This is a genomic window from Nonomuraea sp. NPDC005501, assembly GCF_040605905.1.
GTDB lineage: Bacteria > Actinomycetota > Actinomycetes > Streptosporangiales > Streptosporangiaceae > Nonomuraea.
This window is the reverse complement of sequence record NZ_JBEXDT010000042.1, coordinates 47,044-67,397: the sequence shown is the minus strand read 5'-3', so window position 1 is coordinate 67,397 and position 20,354 is coordinate 47,044. Positions and strand designations below refer to the sequence as shown.

At 71.8% G+C, this 20,354-nt stretch carries 18 protein-coding genes; 14 read left to right on the top strand and 4 right to left on the bottom strand.

Annotated elements, in window-relative coordinates; all coding sequences use genetic code 11:
• Both ABZS51_RS21305 and ABZS51_RS21300 read right to left on the bottom strand, forming a co-directional pair.
• Positions 1–993 (bottom strand): D-alanyl-D-alanine carboxypeptidase (locus ABZS51_RS21305; protein ID WP_355443573.1); only part of this gene is annotated, 993 nt, incomplete at its 3' end.
• 247 nt (positions 994–1,240) lie between these two features.
• Positions 1,241–2,623, bottom strand: a complete 1,383-nt coding sequence (locus tag ABZS51_RS21300; RefSeq protein WP_355443570.1) for a peptide ligase PGM1-related protein — start codon at positions 2,621–2,623, stop codon at positions 1,241–1,243.
• Between the two features lie 557 nt (positions 2,624–3,180).
• Between ABZS51_RS21300 and ABZS51_RS21295 the strand changes: the two genes are divergently transcribed.
• A complete protein-coding gene (locus ABZS51_RS21295; protein WP_355443567.1) occupies positions 3,181–4,410 on the top strand; it encodes a M20 family metallopeptidase in 1,230 nt (409 codons plus the stop codon).
• Positions 4,411–4,428: 18 nt separating this feature from the next.
• Here ABZS51_RS21295 and ABZS51_RS21290 read toward each other — a convergent pair whose 3' ends face one another.
• Positions 4,429–6,324, bottom strand: coding sequence for a Xaa-Pro dipeptidyl-peptidase (locus tag ABZS51_RS21290; RefSeq protein WP_355443564.1), 1,896 nt, complete (start codon positions 6,322–6,324; stop codon positions 4,429–4,431).
• A 289-nt stretch (positions 6,325–6,613) separates the two neighbouring features.
• On the opposite strand from ABZS51_RS21290, the gene ABZS51_RS21285 reads away from it, so the two are divergent.
• The 6 genes from ABZS51_RS21285 to ABZS51_RS21260 all read left to right on the top strand — a co-directional run bounded on the left by ABZS51_RS21285 (position 6,614) and on the right by ABZS51_RS21260 (position 13,628).
• Positions 6,614–7,687, top strand: a complete 1,074-nt coding sequence (locus tag ABZS51_RS21285; RefSeq protein WP_355443561.1) for a BMP family ABC transporter substrate-binding protein — start codon at positions 6,614–6,616, stop codon at positions 7,685–7,687.
• Positions 7,688–7,827: 140 nt separating this feature from the next.
• Positions 7,828–9,513 carry an ABC transporter ATP-binding protein gene (locus ABZS51_RS21280; RefSeq protein WP_355443558.1) on the top strand — a complete coding sequence of 562 codons (1,686 nt, stop codon included), beginning with the start codon at positions 7,828–7,830 and terminating at the stop codon, positions 9,511–9,513.
• Positions 9,513–10,652, top strand: coding sequence for an ABC transporter permease (locus ABZS51_RS21275; protein ID WP_310708337.1), 1,140 nt, complete (start codon positions 9,513–9,515; stop codon positions 10,650–10,652). Before ABZS51_RS21280 ends, ABZS51_RS21275 begins: the two co-directional genes overlap by 1 nt.
• Positions 10,649–11,947 carry an ABC transporter permease gene (locus ABZS51_RS21270; protein WP_355443555.1) on the top strand — a complete coding sequence of 433 codons (1,299 nt, stop codon included), beginning with the start codon at positions 10,649–10,651 and terminating at the stop codon, positions 11,945–11,947. The genes ABZS51_RS21275 and ABZS51_RS21270 overlap by 4 nt, the downstream gene beginning before the upstream one ends.
• Positions 11,947–12,354 (top strand): cytidine deaminase, encoded by a 408-nt coding sequence (locus ABZS51_RS21265; protein WP_310708335.1) that lies wholly within the window; start codon positions 11,947–11,949, stop codon positions 12,352–12,354. The genes ABZS51_RS21270 and ABZS51_RS21265 overlap by 1 nt, the downstream gene beginning before the upstream one ends.
• Positions 12,354–13,628, top strand: coding sequence for a thymidine phosphorylase (locus tag ABZS51_RS21260; RefSeq protein WP_355443552.1), 1,275 nt, complete (start codon positions 12,354–12,356; stop codon positions 13,626–13,628). Before ABZS51_RS21265 ends, ABZS51_RS21260 begins: the two co-directional genes overlap by 1 nt.
• A 43-nt stretch (positions 13,629–13,671) precedes the next feature.
• On the opposite strand, the gene ABZS51_RS21255 is transcribed toward ABZS51_RS21260, so the two are convergent.
• The gene (locus ABZS51_RS21255) at positions 13,672–14,058 is read right to left on the bottom strand and encodes a MarR family transcriptional regulator (protein ID WP_355443549.1); all 387 of its coding nucleotides are present in this window, start codon (positions 14,056–14,058) and stop codon (positions 13,672–13,674) included.
• 135 nt (positions 14,059–14,193) lie between these two features.
• On the opposite strand from ABZS51_RS21255, the gene ABZS51_RS21250 reads away from it, so the two are divergent.
• From ABZS51_RS21250 to ABZS51_RS21220, 7 genes are all read left to right on the top strand, one after another.
• Complete coding sequence (locus tag ABZS51_RS21250) at positions 14,194–15,555, top strand: MFS transporter (protein WP_355443546.1); 1,362 nt, start codon at positions 14,194–14,196, stop codon at positions 15,553–15,555.
• Positions 15,556–15,610: 55 nt separating this feature from the next.
• The gene (locus ABZS51_RS21245; protein WP_355443543.1) at positions 15,611–16,417 is read left to right on the top strand and encodes a hypothetical protein; all 807 of its coding nucleotides are present in this window, start codon (positions 15,611–15,613) and stop codon (positions 16,415–16,417) included.
• A gap of 4 nt (positions 16,418–16,421) precedes the next feature.
• A complete protein-coding gene (locus ABZS51_RS21240; RefSeq protein WP_310708330.1) occupies positions 16,422–16,772 on the top strand; it encodes a cupin in 351 nt (116 codons plus the stop codon).
• 78 nt (positions 16,773–16,850) lie between these two features.
• Complete coding sequence (locus ABZS51_RS21235; protein ID WP_310708329.1) at positions 16,851–17,924, top strand: adenosine deaminase; 1,074 nt, start codon at positions 16,851–16,853, stop codon at positions 17,922–17,924.
• Entirely contained in the window at positions 17,921–18,529 is a 609-nt protein-coding gene (locus ABZS51_RS21230) for a hypothetical protein (RefSeq protein WP_355443540.1), read from the top strand. Before ABZS51_RS21235 ends, ABZS51_RS21230 begins: the two co-directional genes overlap by 4 nt.
• Before the next feature lie 57 nt (positions 18,530–18,586).
• Positions 18,587–19,444 carry a MerR family transcriptional regulator gene (locus tag ABZS51_RS21225; protein WP_355443537.1) on the top strand — a complete coding sequence of 286 codons (858 nt, stop codon included), beginning with the start codon at positions 18,587–18,589 and terminating at the stop codon, positions 19,442–19,444.
• A complete protein-coding gene (locus ABZS51_RS21220; RefSeq protein ID WP_355443534.1) occupies positions 19,366–20,352 on the top strand; it encodes a sigma-70 family RNA polymerase sigma factor in 987 nt (328 codons plus the stop codon). Before ABZS51_RS21225 ends, ABZS51_RS21220 begins: the two co-directional genes overlap by 79 nt.
• Positions 20,353–20,354: the final 2 nt, after the last annotated feature.

The window sequence follows — 20,354 nt, the reverse complement described above, 5'->3', positions numbered from 1 at the left end:
GAGCAGCGAGCTCGGCCGGGCGCTCGCGGAGGCGGCCGGGGCGGGCGCGGTCTGCCGCTCGCGCACCGGCACCGCCGCCGGCAGCGGGTCCACCAGCCGCCCGACCGGCGTCACCTTGCCCCGCTCGGCGAAGCCCCAGTCGAGCAGCCCCGCCACCTCTTCCCAGAAGTAGCCGTCGTGGCGCATGATCGCGACGATGATCGTGTGGCCGTTCCGCGTGGCGGCGCCGACGAAGCTGCCGAGCGCCTTGGACGTCCAGCCGTTCTTGACGCCGATCATGCCCGGGTAGCGCCACAGCAGCTTGTTGTGGTTGCTGATCTCGTAATAGTTCTTCGGCGCCGGGAACTTGGCGACCTTGGTGCTCACGTACCGCCTGAACGCGGGGTTGGCGAGGCCGGCGCGGGCGATCAGCGTGAGGTCGTAGGCGGAGCTGCTCTGCCCCGGCTGGTCGAGGCCGCTCGGGGTCTTGGCCACGGTGTCGTTGGCCTGGAGCTGGTGGGCCTCGGCGTTCATGTCCCGCAGCGTCTTGGCCAGGCCGCCGTTGGCCTCGGCCAGCGCCATGGCGGCGTCGTTGCCGGACGACATCAGCAGCGCCTTGAACAGGTCGTCGACCTTGTAGATCGGCTTGGTGGTCAGGCCGACGGCGCTGCCCTCCTGGTTGACGGCGTTGTCGCTGGGCCTGACCGTCCTGTCCTTGTCGAGCAGCGGGATCAGCGTCACGGCGGTAAGGATCTTGAGCGTGCTGGCCGGCAGGTAGCGGACATGCGGGTTCTTCGCCGCGAGGACCTCGCCGGTGTCGGCGTCGGCGATGACGTACGCGGTGGCCTTGGTCTTGGGCGGCTCCTTGACGCCGTCGGGCGCCACCAGGCCGTGGTGACCCAGCCGATCGCCGCCGACAGGGCTCGTCGGCGGTTCGGCCGGCGTGGCGTGGGCGGTCCCGGTGAGCGTGACCGCGGCGAGGAGTGCCGTGGCAGGCACCAGTTTCGTCCACATGGCGATCTCAGCGTAGCTTCGAGTTCTTGCGCATGTGGCGACACATTCCCCCGAAGGTCCTACCTCGATACTAGAGGGGTGGGTATGTCGCGAAAGATCGCCGGATTCCTCATTCTTCTCGGGATTTTCATGATCTTCGAGTGGGTGAATCTCGGGTTTAACCTGGCCGATGGCCATCCGACCGCGTTCTACGTGGTGCACGGCATTCTGATCGCCGTCAACCTCGTGCTCGGGGCCGTCGTGGGCGTCATCGGCTGGACGTCGCTCCGCAGAGGGCGAGCCGGGTCAGCCGATGCAACTCGTCAGCCTCCTCGCGCGAGTCGCCGATCGAGGTGAACCCCAGTTTCCCGTGCTCGGGGATCGCGCCCAGCAGGTGGAAGACGTTCCCCTTGCGGGCCGCGTGGTCGAAGCCGAGGCCGAGCCGGTCCACCATCCGCATCACCTCGCCGGGGGAGCGCCCCCGCAGGCAGGACGCCGAGCAGTTGTCGGTGGCGGTGTAGTACTTGGGCCGGCCTTCGGCCATGAGCAGTCCGGTCGCCGGGTCGTACGTGGCCCCGGTCGTCAGGATCGCGGCGCCGAACGGGTGCGTCGTGCCGCCGATGCGCAGGTTGATCTCGCACAGCAGCGCGGCGTAGCCGGCGTCGGCCTTGAGCGCGAAGAAGTCCATGCCGAACAGCCCGACCACGCCCCGTTCGGCCAGGATGGCGGCGATCTTCGCCGCCGACGCCCCGACCTCCGCCCGGTACTCCGGGGCGGCGGGGAACGTGCAGCCCTGGTAGACGTCGTTGTTGGCGCCGCCGAGCACCTGGTCGTGGGTGGCGACGACGTCGTGGTGGCCGCCCGGGGTGATCCGGGCCAGCGCGCTCGGGTAGTACAGCGGCCGGTGCTCGATGAACTCCTCGACCACCGCGCCGCGCTCGTAGATCTTCGCCGAGAAGGTGTCCCAGGTCTCGCCGTCCGCCGAGAAGCTGAACCGGGAGGCGTCGGGCACGTCGCCGCCGGGCTTGCGCACGATGGCGTTGCCGAGCCCGGAGTAGCCGTCGTTGAGCTTGACGATGACGCGCTCGCCGGGCAGCGCGTCGATGGCGTCCTGGATCTCCGCCTGGGTGCGCAGGTCGCCGAAGCCGCGCGCCATCGGCACGCCGGCCTCCTGCCCGACCTCGCGCGAGCCGCTCTTGGAGCCGTAGTGGGCCAGCGCGGTGGCCGGTCCGTAGAGGGGCACGCCGAGTGACGAGGCGAGCTCCTCCTCCAGCTCGCTCAGCACGAACGGCACCATCCAGGCGTCCTCGCCGTCGATGGCCGCGCGGACCTGCTCGACCATCTCGGGACGGGCGAGCAGGCTCCGGGTGAGCGGCTGGGTGCGGGGGTCGTCGAGGCTGATGAGCGTGAGCCGCTTGGCCGCGTCCTCCGGGTCCGGCAGGAAGCCGAAGTAGTAGTCGACGATCTCCTGGTCGATGGGCACGGAGGAGAGGTAGACCACCTTGACCCCGGGCTCGCGGAGGCTGAGGAGGAGGAAGAGCAGCCGCTCCTCGTAGCACCTCGCGGCCGTGATGCGGCGCAGCTCGTCCTGCGGGAGGGAGAGCGAGGGCACGACCACCAGGGTCCCCTCGCTCGGCTCGAAGATGCTCAACCGTGCATACTTCTCCCCGAACGGGATTTTAGTGATCATAATGCGAGTGAAGCACGCATTTTTCGCGAAAGCAGCCGTCGTGGCAGTGTCATGACCATGACGGAAGGTGACAGGATTCGGAATCGCCCAGCACGTTTGGACGGGGTGTCCACGGGTCACCATCTAATGATCCGTTGTGACTATTTCAAGGTCACTTGCCCCCTCACAACCCGTGACAGGACCGGGTTACGGACATGCCGTCGGCTAATTTTTGGGGTAGTTGTCCGCGGGAAGGTGCGCGGGAGCGATAAAGTCGAAGCATCGCCCTCGGGCTCACGGTCACCCACCGTGCTCCCCGGGCTGCCGCGGTTGTCCTCCACATGGAGTCCTCCGGCCGCGCCCGTTTGCCGACGACCCCTGGCACCAGCCCGGAGGGTCGGGCTTTCGATCCGCCGGGTCGCTGCCCTGACCGGACAGCTGCCTTTGTGAGACCAGGACGGGACAGTAACGATATTGGACGATATGCGCCGTGGGCGTGGGGCAGAAGACGTCCCACGGCATGGACGGGACGGTGACTGATGCGGGGACGTGAGCTGCGGGGAGAACTCGACGCGTTCCTGGCCGAGCACGAGCAGGACCTGGTGGGCTTCCGTCGCGACCTCCACCGGCACCCCGAGCTCGCCTTCGCCGAGTACCGCACGACGCAGCGCATCGCCGACCGGTTGAGCGCCGCGGGCCTCGTCCCGTCCGTGCTCCCGCGCGGCACCGGCCTGATCTGCGACGTCGGCAGCGGCGACGGCCCCACCGTCGCGCTCCGCGCCGACATCGACGCGCTCGGCCTCCAGGACGAGAAGGACGTGTCCTACCGCTCGACCGTCCCGGGCGCCTGCCACGCGTGCGGCCACGACGTGCACACCACCATCCTGCTCGGCACCTCCCTGTTCCTCGCCCAGCAGGCCGCGGCGGGGCTGCTGCCCGGCCGCGTGCGCCTCATCTTCCAGCCCGCCGAGGAGCTTCCCGGCGGCGCCCTGGAGGTCATGGCCCACGGCGGCATCACCGGCGTCGACCGGATCTTCGGCCTCCACTGCGACCCCCGCCTCGACGTCGGCCAGGTCGGGCTCAAGCCCGGCCCCATCACCTCCGCCTGCGACAGGCTCGTCGTGCGCGTCTCCGGGCCCGGCGGCCACACGGCCCGCCCCCACCTGACCGCCGACCTCGTCTTCGCGTTGGCCAAGGTGCTCACCGAGCTGCCCGCCGCCCTGTCGCGCCGCGTCGACCCGCGCAGCTCCCTCAGCCTCGTCTGGGGCCGGGTCGAGGCCGGCTCGGCCGCCAACGCCATCCCCGACGACGGCGTCGCCGAGGGCACCGTGCGCTGCCTCGACGAGAACGCCTGGCACGCCGCCCCCGACCTCATCAAGTCCCTGCTCGACTCGGTCGCCGGCGCGTACGGGATCGAGGCGCAGATGGAGTACGTCCGCGGGGTCCCGCCGGTGGTCAACGACGAGATGAGCGTCGAGATGCTCGCCGAGGCCACCCAGCGGGCCCTCGGCCCGCACTCCGTCGCCCCCACCCAGCAGTCGCTCGGCGGCGAGGACTTCGCCTGGTACCTGGAGTCGGTCCCCGGCGCGTTCGCCCGCCTCGGCACCCGCTCCGTCGGCGGCGAGACGTACGACATCCACCAGGGCACCTTCGACGTGGACGAGTCGGCGATCGGCATGGGCGTCCGGGTCATGGCCGCCACGGCGCTGACGGCCCTGTGGGAGTCCGGCCCGGTCACCGTCACCGACCCCATCACCTCGCTGGCCTGACCCCCGTCCCGACGCGCGTCACAGCAGGGGCCGGACCGAGGCCGGGAGGGTGAAGACGGAGCGCGACGGGGCGAGCGTGACCCGGGTCCCCTCCGGGTAGCGGAGCGTGAAGTCGCGGTCCGTCGACAGGATCACCAGCCCCAGCCGGTGCCCCTTCCTGAAGACGTGGTCGGTGGCCTGGAGATCCCACCGGAAGGTGTACTCCCGCCCCGGCCGCAGCGGCTCCGTCACGTCCGGGCGGTGCCGGTTGCGGGTGTCCAGCCAGCCGCGGGTGACGATCGTGTACGGCGTCGTCGCGGTGCCGAGCGTGCGCAGGGCCGTGCAGCCCGTGTCGCCGGGCACCCCCTGCCCGTAGCAGAGCGTCTCCCCGGTCGGCACCAGCGTGCCGGTGGGCCGCACGTCCGTGCCGTAGTCCACGAGCAACGCCGTCAGGTACGGCGACGCCCCGTCCGACAGCGAGGCCGTGACCGTCACGGACGGCGTGCCCGAGACCCGCACGTCCGCGGGCAGGGCCGCGGTGAGGTAGGCCAGGCGGTTCGGGTCGGGCGCGGGCGCCGTCTCGGCGAGCTGCTCGGCGGTACGGGACTTCTGGTCCGTGAACGTCTCGCGGGGCGCCTTCGCGCTCGGGATCGCGCCGAGCCTTGCGTCCGCGCCGAGGTGCAGCCGGACCGGCACGGTGCCGGGCACGGGCCAGGTCCGGTGCCTCTGCCAGGTTCCCGGTGCGGTCTCGACGTCTGCCCGGGGCTCCCGCATGATCCCGCTGTCGATGCCGTACAGCCACTGGTCGAACCAGCCGTGGAGCTGCCGCAGCCACTCCGCGGTGCGCAGGCTGAAGGGGTTCATGTGCGTGCCCTGGTGCAGCCAGACCTTGCGTGGTACGTCCCGCTTGGCCAGGGCGCGCCACCACTGGGCGAACTGCCCGGTCTTGACGTTCCAGTCGTTGAGCCCGTGGACCAGGAAGACGCTGGCCCGCACCTTGTCCACGTCGCCGAGGTAGTTCCGGTCGTCCCAGAAGCGGCTGTAGTCACCGGTGATCCGGTCCTGCGCGGCCGTCAGGTGGTCGACGACCGGGCCGCAGACGCGCTGACCGTCGGCCCTGGTCAGCACGTACCTGGCGAGCACGTCCGCGTCCTCGCCCTGGAAGCCGCCCGGCGCGACCACGCCGCCGCCGGACCGGTAGTAGTCGTACCAGGAGGAGATCGCGGCGATCGGCACGATGGTCTCCAGCCCCTCGACGCCGGTGGAGGCGACCGCGTTGGCCAGCGTGCCGTTGTAGGAGACGCCGATCATGCCCACCTTGCCGGTGGCCCAGGAGGCGGTGACGGGCTCGCCCTCGGGGGTGAAGCCCCTGGCTCGGCCGTTCAGCCAGTCGATCGCGGCCTTCGGCCCGGCGGTCTCGTTGCGGTCGCCGGTGGTCGGGCAGCCGGTGGCGCGTCCGCTGCCGAGGTTCTCCACCAGCGCGACCGCGTAGCCGCGCGGCAGGAAGTAGTTGTCGTAGTAGCCGTCGAACGGCTCGGCGGTCAGCTTGTCCGCGCGGGCGCGGAGGGCGGGCAGGGGGTTGCCGTCCGCGTCGACGTCCACGACGTGGTTGGCCACGTCGTTGCCGCCCGCGAAGTACGGGCTCGCCTCCATGATCACAGGGACCTTGAGCCCGTGGTCGGTCTCCCTGGGGCGCAGGATGTCCACCGCCACGCGGTCGGGCGCGCCGTCGCCGTCGCTGTCGGTGCCCGTCACCTCCACGTACACCGTCTGCGCGATGGCGTCGGCGCGGGAGAAGACCGGCTGCGTGGCGCCGTTCTCGACCACGATCGAGGGGCCGTCGGCCGCGGACGGTGTGGAGCCCCAGGCCGGTCCGCACAGCGGCAGGGTGAGCAGCGCGGTCAGGGGCGCGGCGAGGACCTTGCGAAAGCGCATGAGATCTCCAGAGGACCATTCCACCTTTGATCGAATCTCTGCCATGATCGGGGCGGCGGCAAGGGCCCCTCCTCGGTCAAAGTCCGGCAAAGGTTGCCACGCGCCCTCCGGCGCCCCTGTCTCCCCAGATCAGGTCACGGACGCGAGAGATGTCGATAACGGAGCGGTTGCGACCCTGTGTGCCGGTTTGGACCGCCCAGGTCAAGCAACTATCTTCCGTGCAGGGTTGCCGTACTTTTCTTCGCGCCTGCGATGAAGTCTGACGGCGGGGAATTGGAAGGGAGTCGACTTGCTCGGCAAGCGATTCGGCAGGATGGCGATCGGCACGATGGCCGGCGCCATGCTCATGGCAGCCGCGGCCTGCGGCGGCAACACCAGTGGGGACGCCACGTCGAGCGCCCAGCCCAGCGCGGGCGCCAGCAGCGACGCGCCCAAGGCGGGCGCGCTCAAGGTGGGTCTCGCCTTCGACGTCGGCGGGCGCGGTGACAAGTCCTTCAACGACGCCGCCTACGCGGGCCTGGAGAAGGCCAAGTCCGAGCTCGGCGCGGAGATCAAGGACCTGAGCCCGGCCTCCGACGGCTCCAACCGCGGTGAGCTGCTCCGTCAGCTCGCGGACGCCGGCTACAACCCGATCATCGGCGTCGGCTTCGCCTACGGCGAGGACATCAAGAAGACCGCCGAGGAGTACCCCGACATCCAGTTCGCGGTCGTCGACTCGGCCTCCAACGCCCCGAACGTGACCGGCCTGCAGTTCGCCGAGGAGCAGGGCTCCTACCTGGCGGGCGTCGCCGCGGCCCTGAAGGCGAAGAGCGGCCACGTCGGCTTCGTCGGCGGCGTCGAGAACGACCTGATCAAGAAGTTCGAGGCGGGCTTCGTGGCCGGCGTGAAGTCGGTCAAGAAGGACGCCAAGATCGACGTCAAGTACCTGACGCCCGACGGCGACTTCAGCGGCTTCAAGGCCCCCGACAAGGGCAAGGTCGCGGCCGAGAAGATGTACCAGGACGGCGCCGACATCGTCTACCACGCCGCCGGCGACTCCGGCCTCGGCGTGTTCCAGGCGGCCGCCGCGGCCAAGAAGAAGGCCATCGGCGTCGACTCCGACCAGCGCCAGACCATCAAGGAGACCGACCTGCAGTCGGTCATCATGACCTCGATGCTCAAGCGCGTGGACGTCGGCGTGTTCGAGTTCGTCAAGGCGTTCCAGGGCGGCGCCAAGGGTGGCAGCAACACCGTGTACGACCTCAAGGTCGACGGCGTGGGCCTGGCCACCACCGGTGGCGAGATCGACGACATCAAGGACAAGCTGGACGCTGCCAAGAAGGACATCGTCGACGGCAAGATCACGGTTTCGGCCAAGCCGTAACGCGTGACAGGGACGACGACCGAGGGCCCGGAACCCCGTACCCGGGCCTTCGGTCTCTTCCGCCCGCTCCACCCGGCCCGGAGGCGCGGGAGCGAACCAGCCATCCCGGAGCGGAGCGAATGAGGAACGGTGAGCGACCAATGAACGCCGACGCCCGCGACACGGCGCCACCCGCCGTCGAGCTGGAGGGCATCACCAAGCGCTTTCCCGGCGTCGTCGCCAACCACGACATCCGCATCACCGTCGAACCCGGCACGGTGCACGCGATCGTCGGGGAGAACGGCGCGGGCAAGTCGACCCTGATGAAGATCCTCTACGGCATGCAGAAGCCGGACGAGGGCACGATCAAGATCAACGGCACGGAGGTGTCGTTCCGCACGCCCAGCGACGCGATCGACGCGGGCATCGGCATGGTGCACCAGCACTTCATGCTGGCCGACAACTTCACCGTGCTGGAGAATGTCGTCCTCGGCGCCGAGCCGAAGAGGGCCGGCGCCCTCGACACCGCACGGGCGCGCGCCCGCATCGAGGAGCTGTCCTCCACGCACGGCCTGCAGGTGGACCCCGACCGCCTGGTCGAGGACCTCGGCGTCGGCGACCGGCAGCGCGTGGAGATCCTCAAGGTGCTCTACCGGGGCGCCCGCATCCTCATCCTCGACGAGCCCACCGCGGTCCTCGTGCCGCAGGAGGTGGACGAGCTCTTCGAGAACCTGCGCGAGCTCAAGGCGGGCGGGCTGACCGTCCTGTTCATCTCGCACAAGCTCGACGAGGTGCTCAGCATCGCCGACGCGATCACCGTGATCCGGCGCGGCACCACGGTCGCCAGCGCCGACCCGCGCGAGGTGACCGCCCGGCAACTGGCCGAGCTGATGGTCGGCAGCGAGCTGCCCACGCCCGAGACGCGCGAGTCCACGGTGACCGACACCGTCGCCCTGAGCGTGTCGGAGCTGACCATGGAGGCCGACGGGTTCCGGCCCCTGCCGAAGGGCGCCTCGGTCGCCGACTACACCGCGCTCCTTCGCGCGGAGGGCCGCCGGCTGCTCCTCGACGACGTGTCGTTCGACATCCACCGGGGCGAGATCCTCGGCATCGCGGGCGTGGAGGGCAACGGCCAGACGGAGCTGATCGAGGCCGTCATGGGGATGCGGGCCGTGCACGGCACGGTCGAGCTGACCGGCCGCGACATCAGCTCCTGGAGCACGCTGAAGCGGCGCGAGGCCGGCATCGGCTACATCCCCGAGGACCGCCACCGGCAGGGTCTGCTGCTGGAGGCGTCGCTGTGGGAGAACCGGGTGCTGGGCCACCAGACGCGCAAGCCCGCCCGCAGGGGCGTCTGGATCGACCGGCGCGCCGCCAAGGCCGACACCCGGCGCATCATCGACGACTACGACGTCCGCACACCCGGCGTGGACACGCTGGCCCTGGCCCTGTCGGGCGGCAACCAGCAGAAGCTGATCGTCGGCCGCGAGATGAGCGGAGAGCCGGTGTTCCTCATCGCCGCGCACCCCACGCGGGGCGTGGACGTGGGCGCCCAGGCCGCCATCTGGGACCACCTGCGCGCCGCCCGCGCCGCCGGGCTGGCCGTGCTGCTGATCTCGGCCGACCTCGACGAGCTGATCGGCCTGTCCGACACGCTGCACGTGATCTACCGCGGGCGGCTCGTCGCCCGGCTCGACCCGTCCGACGTCACCCCCGAGCGGCTGGGCGGCTACATGACCGGCGCGATCAGCGGTGGAACGCGGACCGCCGGGGCCGAGAACGACAATGAGACGCGTACCGACGCGCGTACTGACGCCGGCACCCTTACCGGCGCTGAGGAGGCGTGATGCCCGCGGGGCTCTACCGGGCGCTGCTCACCGTCGTCGGCGCCGTCGCCGCGATCGTGCTGGCGGTGGCCATCTCCAGCGTCGCGATCATCGCGGCGGGCGCGAGCCCGGAGGCGGCGTTCGCGGCGTTCTTCAACTTCGGCGAGACCGAGCGCGCGGTGGTGAACGGCATCACCACCATGATCAACCGCTCGGTGCCGCTGTTCATCGCCGGCCTGGCCGTGGCGGTCGGCTTCCGGATGAACCTCTTCAACATCGGCGTCGAGGGCCAGTACCGGATCGCGGCCATCTGCGCCGCGTTCGTCGGCTCCCAGTTCGCCGCGCCCGCCCCGATCCAGATCCTCGTGATCATCGTGGTCGCGGCGGCCGTCGGCGGCCTGTACGCGCTGATCCCGGCCGTGATGAAGGTCACCCGCGGCGTGAACGAGGTCATCTCGACCATCATGCTCAACTACATCGCCATCAACCTGGCGGCGTTCCTCGTCCGCGGCCCGTTCACCGGCGAGCGCGCCAAGGGACAGCTCACGACGAGCACGCCCACGCTGCCCGAGTCGGCCTGGTTCCCCAACCTCAACGGGATCTTCGAGCTGCTCGGGCTGCCCGCGCCGCGCGGCGGCGGCCTGTGGGGCTTCCTGATCGTGGCGATCCTGCTCGGCGTGGCCGTCTGGGTGGTCCTGGAGCGGACCGGGTTCGGCTTCGACGTCAAGGCGAGCGGCCTCAACCCGTCGGCCGCGCTGGCCTCGGGCGTCAACCCGAAGAAGATGGTCATCGCCGCGATGGTGCTGTCCGGCGCGATCGCGGGCCTGATCGGACTGCCGGAGATCCTCGGCGACAAGCACAACTTCGGCTCGAACTTCACCCCCGGCCTCGGCTTCCTCGGCATCGCCGTCGCCCTGCTCGGCCGTAACCGGCCCGTGGGCATCGCGGTCGCCGCGCTGCTGTTCGGCTTCCTCGACCGGGCGCAGGGGCCGCTGCAGTTCGCCGACGTGCCGCCCTCGGTCATCGCGATCATGCAGGGCGCGATCGTGCTCCTGGTGGTCGTCGCCAACGAGATCACCAGCAGGATGGCGCTGCGGCGCGAGGAACGGCGGGCCGCGCGGCAGCTCGGCAGGGACACTCCGGTTGAGGTGGCAGCATGACGACCGTCGCGGGCTCGACCCGGATCCGCAAGTATCACCTGGCGCTCATCGGCGTCGCCGTCCTCGTCCTGCTCATGTCGCTCGTCCGGGTGATCTCCGGGCAGAACGACCTCACCTCCTCCGGCACGTTCGCCGCCGCGCTGATGCTGGCGGTGCCGATCGGGCTGGCCGGCCTCGGCGGGCTGTGGGCCGAGCGGGCCGGCGTGGTCAACATCGGCCTCGAAGGCATGATGGTGCTCGGCACCTGGTTCGCCGGCTGGGCGGGCTACCAGTGGGGGCCGTGGGCCGCACTGGTCGCCGGTCTGCTCGCGGGCGCGCTCGGCGGGCTCGTCCACGCGGTCGCGACCGTGACCTTCGGCGTCGACCACATCATCAGCGGCGTCGCCATCAACCTGCTCGGCCCCGGCATCACCCGCTTCCTGTCGGAGGTCTTCTTCAAGGAGGGCACCTCGGCGGCCGCGGCGGGTGCCGGCATCACCACCTCGCCGCCGCTGCAGTCGCAGGCGCCCACCCCGAGCCTGCCGCTGTTCTCCTCCGGCCCCGACTGGCTGGGCGGTCTGGAGCGCACCCACTGGTTCCTCGTGTCGGACGTGGCGGGGATCCTGCGCGGCCTGACGCACAATGTGAACGTGCTGGTCATCCTGGCCGTGCTGCTGCTGCCGCTGACGTTCTTCGTGCTCTGGCACACGGCGTTCGGCCTGCGCCTGCGCTCGGCGGGCGAGAACCCGTGGGCCGCCGAGTCGCTGGGCGTCAACGTCTACCTCATCAAGTACGTCGCGGTCGTCATCTCCGGCGCCTTGGCCGGGCTCGGCGGCGTGTTCCTGGTCTTCATCAGCACCAAGTACGTCGAGGGGCAGACCCAGGGCCGCGGCTTCATCGGCCTGGCCGCCATGATCTTCGGCAACTGGCGGCCCGGCGGGCTCGCGGCCGGCGCCGCGCTGTTCGGCTACGCCGAGGGCCTGAAGCTGCGCAGCTCGGATGCCGTCACCTCGATCCTGCTGTTCGGCGCCATCCTGCTGCTGATCTACATCGGCATGCGGATCCGGGCCATGCTCGCACCGGTCCAGGCCGAGGTGGTCGTCACCCGGACCCCCAAGGACTACACGGTGCTGGCCGGGGCCGCGGTGGCCGCCGTCGTGCTCCTGTGGCTCTGGATCGTGGTCGACAAGCTGCCGAACGAGTTCGTCTTCATCACGCCACACGTGCTCACGCTGCTCGTGCTCCTGGTCGCCTCGCAGCGCCTGCGGATGCCCAAGGCCGACGGCGTGCGCTACCGCCGGGGGGAGCAACACTGATGGGTACCGACACGAGTTTTGACTGGGACGGGCTGCGGGCCGCCGCCACGGAGGCCATGCACCGGGCCTACGCCCCGTACTCCAAGTTCCCCGTAGGGGCCGCGGCCCTGGTGGACGACGGCCGCGTCGTGACGGGCTGCAACGTGGAGAACGCCTCGTACGGGGTCGGCCTGTGCGCCGAGTGCGGCCTGGTGTCGGCGCTGCACGCCTCGGGCGGCGGCCGGCTGGTGGCCTTCACCTGCGTGGACGGCCACGGCGAGCTGCTGATGCCGTGCGGGCGCTGCCGGCAGCTGCTGTTCGAGTTCGGCGGCGCCGGCCTGCTGGTGGAGACCGTGGACGGACCGAAGCGGATGGACGAGATCCTGCCCTACGCGTTCGGCCCCGACGACCTGTCGCGCAGCTCCTGATGGACGCCATCGAGGTCATCGTCGCCAAGCGGGACGGCCGCGAGCTGACGACCGCGCAGATCGACTGGGTGATCGACGCCTACACCCGGGGCGAGGTCGCCGACGAGCAGATGTCGGCGCTGGCCATGGCGATCCTGCTCAACGGCATGGACCGCGGGGAGATCGCCGCCTGGACCCAGGCCATGATCCGCTCCGGCGAGCGCATGGACTGGTCCGGGCTCGACCGGCCGACCGCCGACAAGCACTCGACCGGCGGCGTCGGCGACAAGATCACGCTGCCGCTGGCGCCGCTCGTGGCCGCGTGCGGCGCGTACGTGCCGCAGCTCTCGGGCCGCGGCCTCGGCCACACCGGCGGCACGCTCGACAAGCTGGAGTCGATCCCCGGCTGGCGGGCCTCGCTGTCCAACGACGAGATGCTGGCGGTCCTGCGCTCCGCCGGCGCGGTGGTGTGCGCGGCGGGCTCCGGCCTGGCGCCCGCCGACAAGAAGCTGTACGCGCTGCGCGACGTCACCGGCACGGTCGAGTCGATCCCGCTCATCGCCTCGTCCATCATGTCCAAGAAGATCGCCGAGGGCACGGGCTCGCTGGTGCTCGACGTGAAGGTCGGCTCCGGGGCGTTCATGAAGACCACGGAGCGGGCCCGCGAGCTGGCCGAGACGATGGTCGCGCTCGGCACCGGCGCGGGCGTGCGCACGGTGGCGCTGCTGACCGCCATGGACCGGCCGCTCGGCCTGGCCGTGGGTAACGCGCTGGAGGTCGAGGAGTCGGTCGAGGTGCTCGCCGGGGGCGGGCCGGCCGACGTCGTCGAGCTCACCGTACGGCTGGCGCGGGAGATGCTGGAGGCCGCCGGGATCGCCGGCAAGGACCCCGAGCAGGCGCTCAAGGACGGCTCGGCGATGGACCACTGGCGCCGCATGATCGCCGCCCAGGGCGGCGACCCCGACGCGCCGCTGCCCCGGGCGGCCGAGACCATGACCGTCGCGGCCCCCGCGTCAGGCGTGCTGGCCGGCCTCGACGCCTACGCGGTGGGCCTGGCCGCCTGGCGGCTCGGGGCGGGCCGGGCCCGCAAGGAGGACCCGGTGTCGGCCGGCGCCGGCGTCACCCTGCACGCCAAGCCGGGCGACGTGGTCCGTGAGGGGCAGCCGCTCATGACCCTGCACGCGGACGAGGCCGCCCGCTTCGAGCGGGCCCTGGCGGCCCTGGAGGGCGGCTACGCGGTCGGTCCGGCGGCGGGGGAGCACCTGCCGCTGGTCATCGACCGCATCACGGCCTGACGCGACGCCCGCACGGGGTCGGCCCCGTCAGGACCCCGGCGGCTCAGGCGACGGGGACGGCCGTGCCGGCGAAGACCTCGGCGAGGACCGCGCGGTGGGTCGGCAGCGCCGCCGCGTGGCGGGTGCGCCCCTCGTCGGTCAGGCACACGAACACGCCGCGCCGGTCGATGTCGCAGGCGCCGCGCAGGACGAGCCCGGCCTTCTCCAGCCGGGCGACCACGCGTGACAGCGCGCTCTGGCTGAGGTGGACCTCGTCGCACAGCTCCTGGAGCCGCAGCTTGCGCTCGTGACCGGCGAGCCGGTCGAGCACCTCGAACTCGCTGGCGCCGAGCCCGTGCCTGTCGCCCAGCTCGCGCTCCAGCATGCACATGGTCCTGGCGTGCTTGGCCAGGACGTCATGCCAGATCCCGACGACGAAGTCCTCGTCCATGACGCGGAGGTTACCACCTCGCGAAATCCTATGCAATGGAATTAAATTCCCTTGCATTAGATGCGGATGCATGTAATGTTCTGGCTCATGTCGTCTTCCTCATCTCGTTGGGGCGCGCTCGCCGTGCTCTGTGCTGTGATCTTCCTTGACGCCCTTGACGTGTCGATGGTCGGCGTGGCGTTGCCCTCCATCCAGCACGATCTGAACTTGTCCACGTCCTCGCTGCAGTGGGTGGTCAGCGGCTACGTGCTCGGCTACGGCGGCTTGCTGCTGCTCGGCGGCAGGACCGCCGACCTGCTCGGGCGGCGCAGGGTGTTCCTGGTCGCCTTGGGCGTCTTCGCCGTGGCCTCGCTGCTCGGCGGACTCGTGGACGACGGGACCTTGCTGATCGCGGCCCGGTTCGTGAAGGGCGTGGCCGCCGCCTTCACCGCCCCGGCCGCCTTGTCGATCATCACGACGACGTTCCCCGAGGGACCGGAGCGCAACAGGGCGTTGAGCATCTTCACCGCCTGCGGCGCCAGCGGCTACTCCCTCGGACTGGTGATCTCCGGCCTGCTCACCGAGATCGGCTGGCGCTGGACCCTGCTGATGCCCGTGCCGATCGCGATCATCGCGCTCGTCGCGGCGCTGAAGCTGCTGCCCCGCGTCGCCGAGGACCGCGCCGAGGGCGGCCACGACCTGGTCGGCGCCGTGCTGATCACCGCCTCGATGCTGCTGCTCGTCTTCACCGTCGTGCAGGCGCCCGAGGCCGGCTGGGCCTCCGTCCGCACCATCGGCTCGCTCGTGGCCAGCGCCGCGCTGCTCGGCCTGTTCGTCCTCGCCGAGCTGCGGATGCGCCACCCGCTGGTGCGTCTCGGCATCCTGCGCTCCGGCTCGCTCGTCCGCGCCAACCTCGGCCTGCTCATCCTCATGGGCTCGTACGTGGCCTTCCAGTTCGTCGCCATGCAGTACTTCCAGAACCTGCTCGGCTGGTCCGCCCTCGGCACGGCCCTCGCCTTCCTGCCCGCCGGGCTGCTCGTCGCGGTGACCTCCACCAAGATGGGAGACTTCGCCGACCGGTTCGGCACCGGCAAGCTCATCGTCATCGGCGCCGCGGCGCTGGCCGGCGGCTACGCGATGTTCCTCGGCATCGACGAGCGGCCCAGCCTGGGCGGCCTGGTCATCCCGGGCATGCTGCTGCTGGGCGTGGCGTTCGCGCTGTCGTTCCCGTCGCTGAACATCCAGGCCACCAACGGCGTGGACGACGACGAGCAGGGCCTGGCCTCCGGCCTGCTCAACACCTCCGGCCAGGTGGGCGGCGCCATCGTGCTGGCCGTGGTCACCGCTGTCCTCACCTCCGGCCCGGCCGGCGGCCTGTCGATCGGGGCGCTGCGGTCCGCGATCGTGGTGTCGCTGGCCCTGGCCGTGATCGGGCTCGGGATCTCCGCCTTCGGACTGCGCCCCGCCAGGCCGGCCCTGGTGGAGGAGCCCGAGGTCAAGGCGTACGAGACGGTCTGACGGCCGAAGCGGCCGGGTGGGCTTCGCGGGGGCGCGGGCCGGGCATCCCCACGGTATGAGCACGTCATCCCCGGCCCGGCCGCGCCCGGCGGGAGACCGCCGCCTGCCGGGTGTCACCGGGCGGCTCCTCCCGCACCCCGTCCTGCGACTCCTCCGGCGGCCCCTGCCGCGGCTCCTCCCGCGGTCCTCCCCACGGCCCCTCCTGCGGGTCCTCGGAGGGCTCGCGGTCCTGGCCGCCGTGGCGTCCTCGGCCGCCTGCGGCGCCGGCCCCGGAGGCGTCGCGACCGCGACCGTCTCGCCCGAGCCCGGCGCCCCCGTACGGCCCGGTGGGACCACCACGACCCCCGGCCGGGCCACCACCGGTGGCCCGGCGGCGGCCACCCCCGGCGCGTCCGCCGCCTCCGCGCGCCCCGACGAGCTCGCCGCCACGGCCCGCCCGACCGGCACCGCCCCCGTGGAGGTCGAGCGCGACCGGGGCGAGCCCACCCTGGTGACCGGCGTCCGCACCGGGCGCCACGACGGGTTCGACCGCGTCGTGGTGGACGTCAAGGGCGGCCTGCCCGGCTACACCGTCCGCTGGGTGGACGAGCTGCAGCAGGACGGCTCCGGCAAGCCGCTCGCCCTGCGCGGCCACCCCTGCCTGTACGTCCTGCTCACCCCCGCCGAGGCGCACACCGAGGACGGCGCCCCCACCTGGACCGGCACCCCGATCGACCAGCCGCTCGGCAACGTCACCGGCATCCTCAAGGCGGGCGACTTCGAGGGCCGGGTGAGCATCGGGATCGTCGCCGCGTCGAAGACCCCCTTCCGGGTACGCGAGTACACCCGTCCTGACCGCCTGGTCATCGACGTGGCACACTGACACGGTGGTGAGAAGGATCGAAGGACCCACGCGGATCCCGGTGCCCGGCGGCAAGCTCATCGACGAGCACGTCGGCCGGGTCAACAGCGGCGACGAGGCGGTCTCCATCGCCCACATGGTCGCCCCGCCCGGCTGGGAGGAGCCCGCGCAGACCCCGTCGTTCACCGAGTACACCGTCGTGCTGCGCGGGACCGTCCTCGTCGAGCACGCCGAGGGCGTCATCGAGGTGGCGGCCGGGCAGAGCGTGGTGTCAGAGCCGGGCGAGAAGATCCGCTACAGCGCCGGGCCCGAGGGCGCGGAGTACATCGCGGTCTGCCTGCCCGCCTTCAGCCCCGAGACGGCCGGCCGCGACTGAGGCCCGTGTCCCGCCCGCGTGGCGGGGCACGCCGTACGTGCTCCCTGAGGCGGGGGAGAGGCCACATATCATGGCCTGATGAGCCCCACGATTGACGAGATCCGCCGGGCGCCCAAGGTGCTGCTCCACGACCACCTCGACGGCGGCCTGCGGGCCGAGACGATCGTGGAGCTGGCGCGCGAGGCCGGTTACGGCGGGCTGCCCACGACCGACCCCGGCGAGCTGCGGCAGTGGTTCGAGGAGGCGTCCGACTCCGGTTCGCTGGAGCGCTACCTCACGACGTTCGACCACACGGTGGGCGTCATGCAGACCCGCGAGGCGCTGGTCCGCGTGGCCGCCGAGTGCGCCGAGGACCTGGCCGCCGACGGCGTCGTCTACGCCGAGGTGCGCTTCGCGCCCGAGCAGCACACCACCGCCGGGCTCAGCCTCGACCAGGTGGTGGAGGCGGTGCTGGAGGGGTTCCGGGAGGGCTCGCGGGGCCGCGGCATCCGCGTCGGCACGCTGCTGACCGCGATGCGCCACGCCGCCCGCTCGATGGAGATCGCCGAGCTGGCCGTGCGCTACCGCGACGTCGGCGTGGTCGGCTTCGACATCGCCGGCGCCGAGGCCGGCTACCCGCCCACCCGCCACCTCGACGCCTTCGAGTACCTCCAGCGGGAGAACGCCCACTTCACCATCCACGCCGGCGAGGCGTTCGGGCTGCCGTCGATCTGGCAGGCCATCCAGTGGTGCGGCGCCGACCGGCTGGGGCACGGCGTGCGGATCATCGACGACATCTCCGTGGCCGAGGACGGCACCGCCAAGCTGGGCCGCCTCGCCGCGTACGTACGCGACAAGCGCATCCCGCTGGAGATGTGCCCCACCTCCAACCTGCAGACCGGCGCCGCCCGCTCGATCGCCGAGCACCCCATCGGGCTGCTGCGCCGCCTCTACTTCCGCGTCACCGTCAACACCGACAACCGGCTGATGAGCTCGACCTGCCTGTCCCAGGAGTTCGCCAAGCTGGCCGAGGCGTTCGGCTACGGCTGGGACGACCTCCAGTGGTTCACGGTCAACGCCATGAAGTCGGCGTTCCTGCCGTTCGACGAGCGGCTGGCGCTGATCAACGGCGTCATCAAGCCCGGCTTCGCGCGGCTGAAGTGGCAGCCGTGAGGCAGGCGTACCGGTCGAGGTCCGCGTTCATCCTCGGGTGGGTGTGGGTGGCGTTCGCCGCGCTGAACGTCTTCGATCTGATCGTCCGCTACAACGGCAAGGCGTCGCTGGTCGCGCTGGCCGTGCTCGCGGTGCTGACGGCGCTCGTGTACCTGGCCGCGCTCAGGCCGGTCACCCTCTTCACCGAGACCGCGCTCGTCGGCCGCAACCCACTGCGCACGACCACCCTGCCGTGGGAGTCGATCGAGGAGGCCACCGTCTCCCACTCCATCAACGTCCGCTACGACGGCCGGCTGCTGCGCCTGTGGACGCCGATCAGCGGCGCCCGCGAGCGGGCCAAGGCCCAGCGCCGGGGCGCGGCGCCGCCGCGGCGCGGCCGCTTCGACACCGAGCCGGTGCTGAGCCCGGCGGAGCAGGCCGCGGCGCAGGCGTTGGCCGGCAAGACCCACGCCGACTGGGTGGGGGAGCAGATCGCCGAGCGCGCCGAGTCCGCCAGACGGCGCGAGCAGGACGCGGGGCCGGTGCGCGTGTCGTGGGCGTTCGACTCGTTCGCGGCCCTCGCCGTCGCCCTGGTCATGGTGGTCGTCGCCGTGGTCGCGGGCTGACGGACCGCCCCCGGCGTTGACCCTGACACCGTGTGAGGCCCTACACCTGGGGAGGTCATGTTCGGCATCGGAGACTTCGCCAGGCTCGGGCTCGTGTCGGTGCGCATGCTGCGCCACTACGACGCCCTCGGCCTGCTGCGGCCCGCGCACGTGGACCCGGTCACGGGCTACCGCTCCTACGAGGCGGTCCAGCTCTCCCGCCTCAACCGCGTCGTCGCGCTCAAGGACCTCGGCTTCACGCTGGAGCAGGTCAGGGCGATCCTCGACGACGCGGTGAGCTCGGAGGAGCTGCACGGCATGGTGCGGCTGCGCCGCGCCGAGCTGGAGGCGCGCATCAGCGCCGACCGGGCCCGGCTGCGCGGCGTCGAGGCGAGGCTCCGCGCGATCGAGAAGGAGGGCGGCATGGGAGCCGTCGACGTGGTGGTCAAGAAGGTGCCCGCGACCAGGGTGGCGGAGCTGAGCGCGATCGCCGCGAGCTACGAGCCGGAGCACATCGGGCCGGTCATCAAGCCGCTCTACCGCGAGCTGGGCGCGCGGCTGGAGGCGGCGGGCGTCCCGGCGGCCGGCCCGGGCATCGCGTACTACCTCCCGGAGGAGGACGGCACGGTGCGGGTCCACGCCACGGTGCCCGTCGCGGCCGGGACCCCGACCGGTCATGATCTGCGGGTCGTCACCCTGCCGGGCGTCGGGACGGCGGCCACGGTCATCCACCACGGGTCCATGGACGGCGTGGGAGCGACGTTCCAGGCGCTGGCGCACTGGATCGAGGAGAACGGCTACCGGTCCCTGTCGCTCGGCAGGGAGGTGTACCTGGACTGCCCGGAGGAGGAGGACGCGTGGGTGACGGAGCTCCAGATCGAGGTGACGGCGGCGGACACGGCCCCGCGGACCTCGAACGCCACCGCGCCGAGCTGACCGGCCACTGCTACCGCATGCTCGGCTCCGGGTTCGAGGCCGAGGACGCGGTGCAGGAGACCCTGGTCAAGGCGTGGCGAAGCCTCGACCGCTACGACCCGGGCCGCGCCTCCCTCCGGTCCTGGCTGTTCGGCATCGCCACGAACGTCTGCCTCGACATGCTCCGCGGCCCCCAGCGGCGGGCTCGTGCCATGGACCTCGCCCCGGCGGCGGCGCCCGGCACGGGCCTGGGCGCGCCGCTGCCCGAGGAGCGGTGGGTCCTGCCCGTCCCCGACGGCCGCGTGCTGCCCGCCGACCCGGCCGAGCAGGCCGTCGCCAGGGAGACGGTGCGGCTGGCGTTCGTGGCCGCGCTGCAGCGCCTGCCGCCGCGGCAGCGGGCCGTGCTGATCCTGCGCGACGTGCTGCGCTGGCGCGCCGCGGAGGTGTCCGTCCTGCTCGGCGTGAGCGTCGCCGCGGTCAACAGCGCGCTGCAACGCGCCAGGGCCGTCCTGCCCGCCCCGCCGGACGGCTCGTCCGGGGAGGCGGACGGGGAGGTGGACGAGAAGCTGCTCGGCCGGTACGTGGACGCGTTCGAGCGGTACGACGTCGAGACCCTCGTCGCGCTGCTGCACGAGGACGCCACGATGTCGATGCCGCCGTACACGTGGTGGCTGCGCGGCCGGGACGCCGTCGGCGCGGTCCTGCGGGCGGCCGGGGCGCCCTGCGCGGGGTCCCGGCTGGTGCCCGCCGGGCGGGCGAACGGTGCCGCGGCCTTCGGCCAGTACCGGGAGGGGCGGCCGTTCGCGCTGGTGCTGTTCGAGACCTCGGGCGGGCTGGTCACGGGCCAGACCACCTATCTCGGGGACCGGCTGTTCCCGATGTTCGGCCTGCCGATGAGTTCGGCGCCCCGGCTCCGTACCCATGGGTGAGA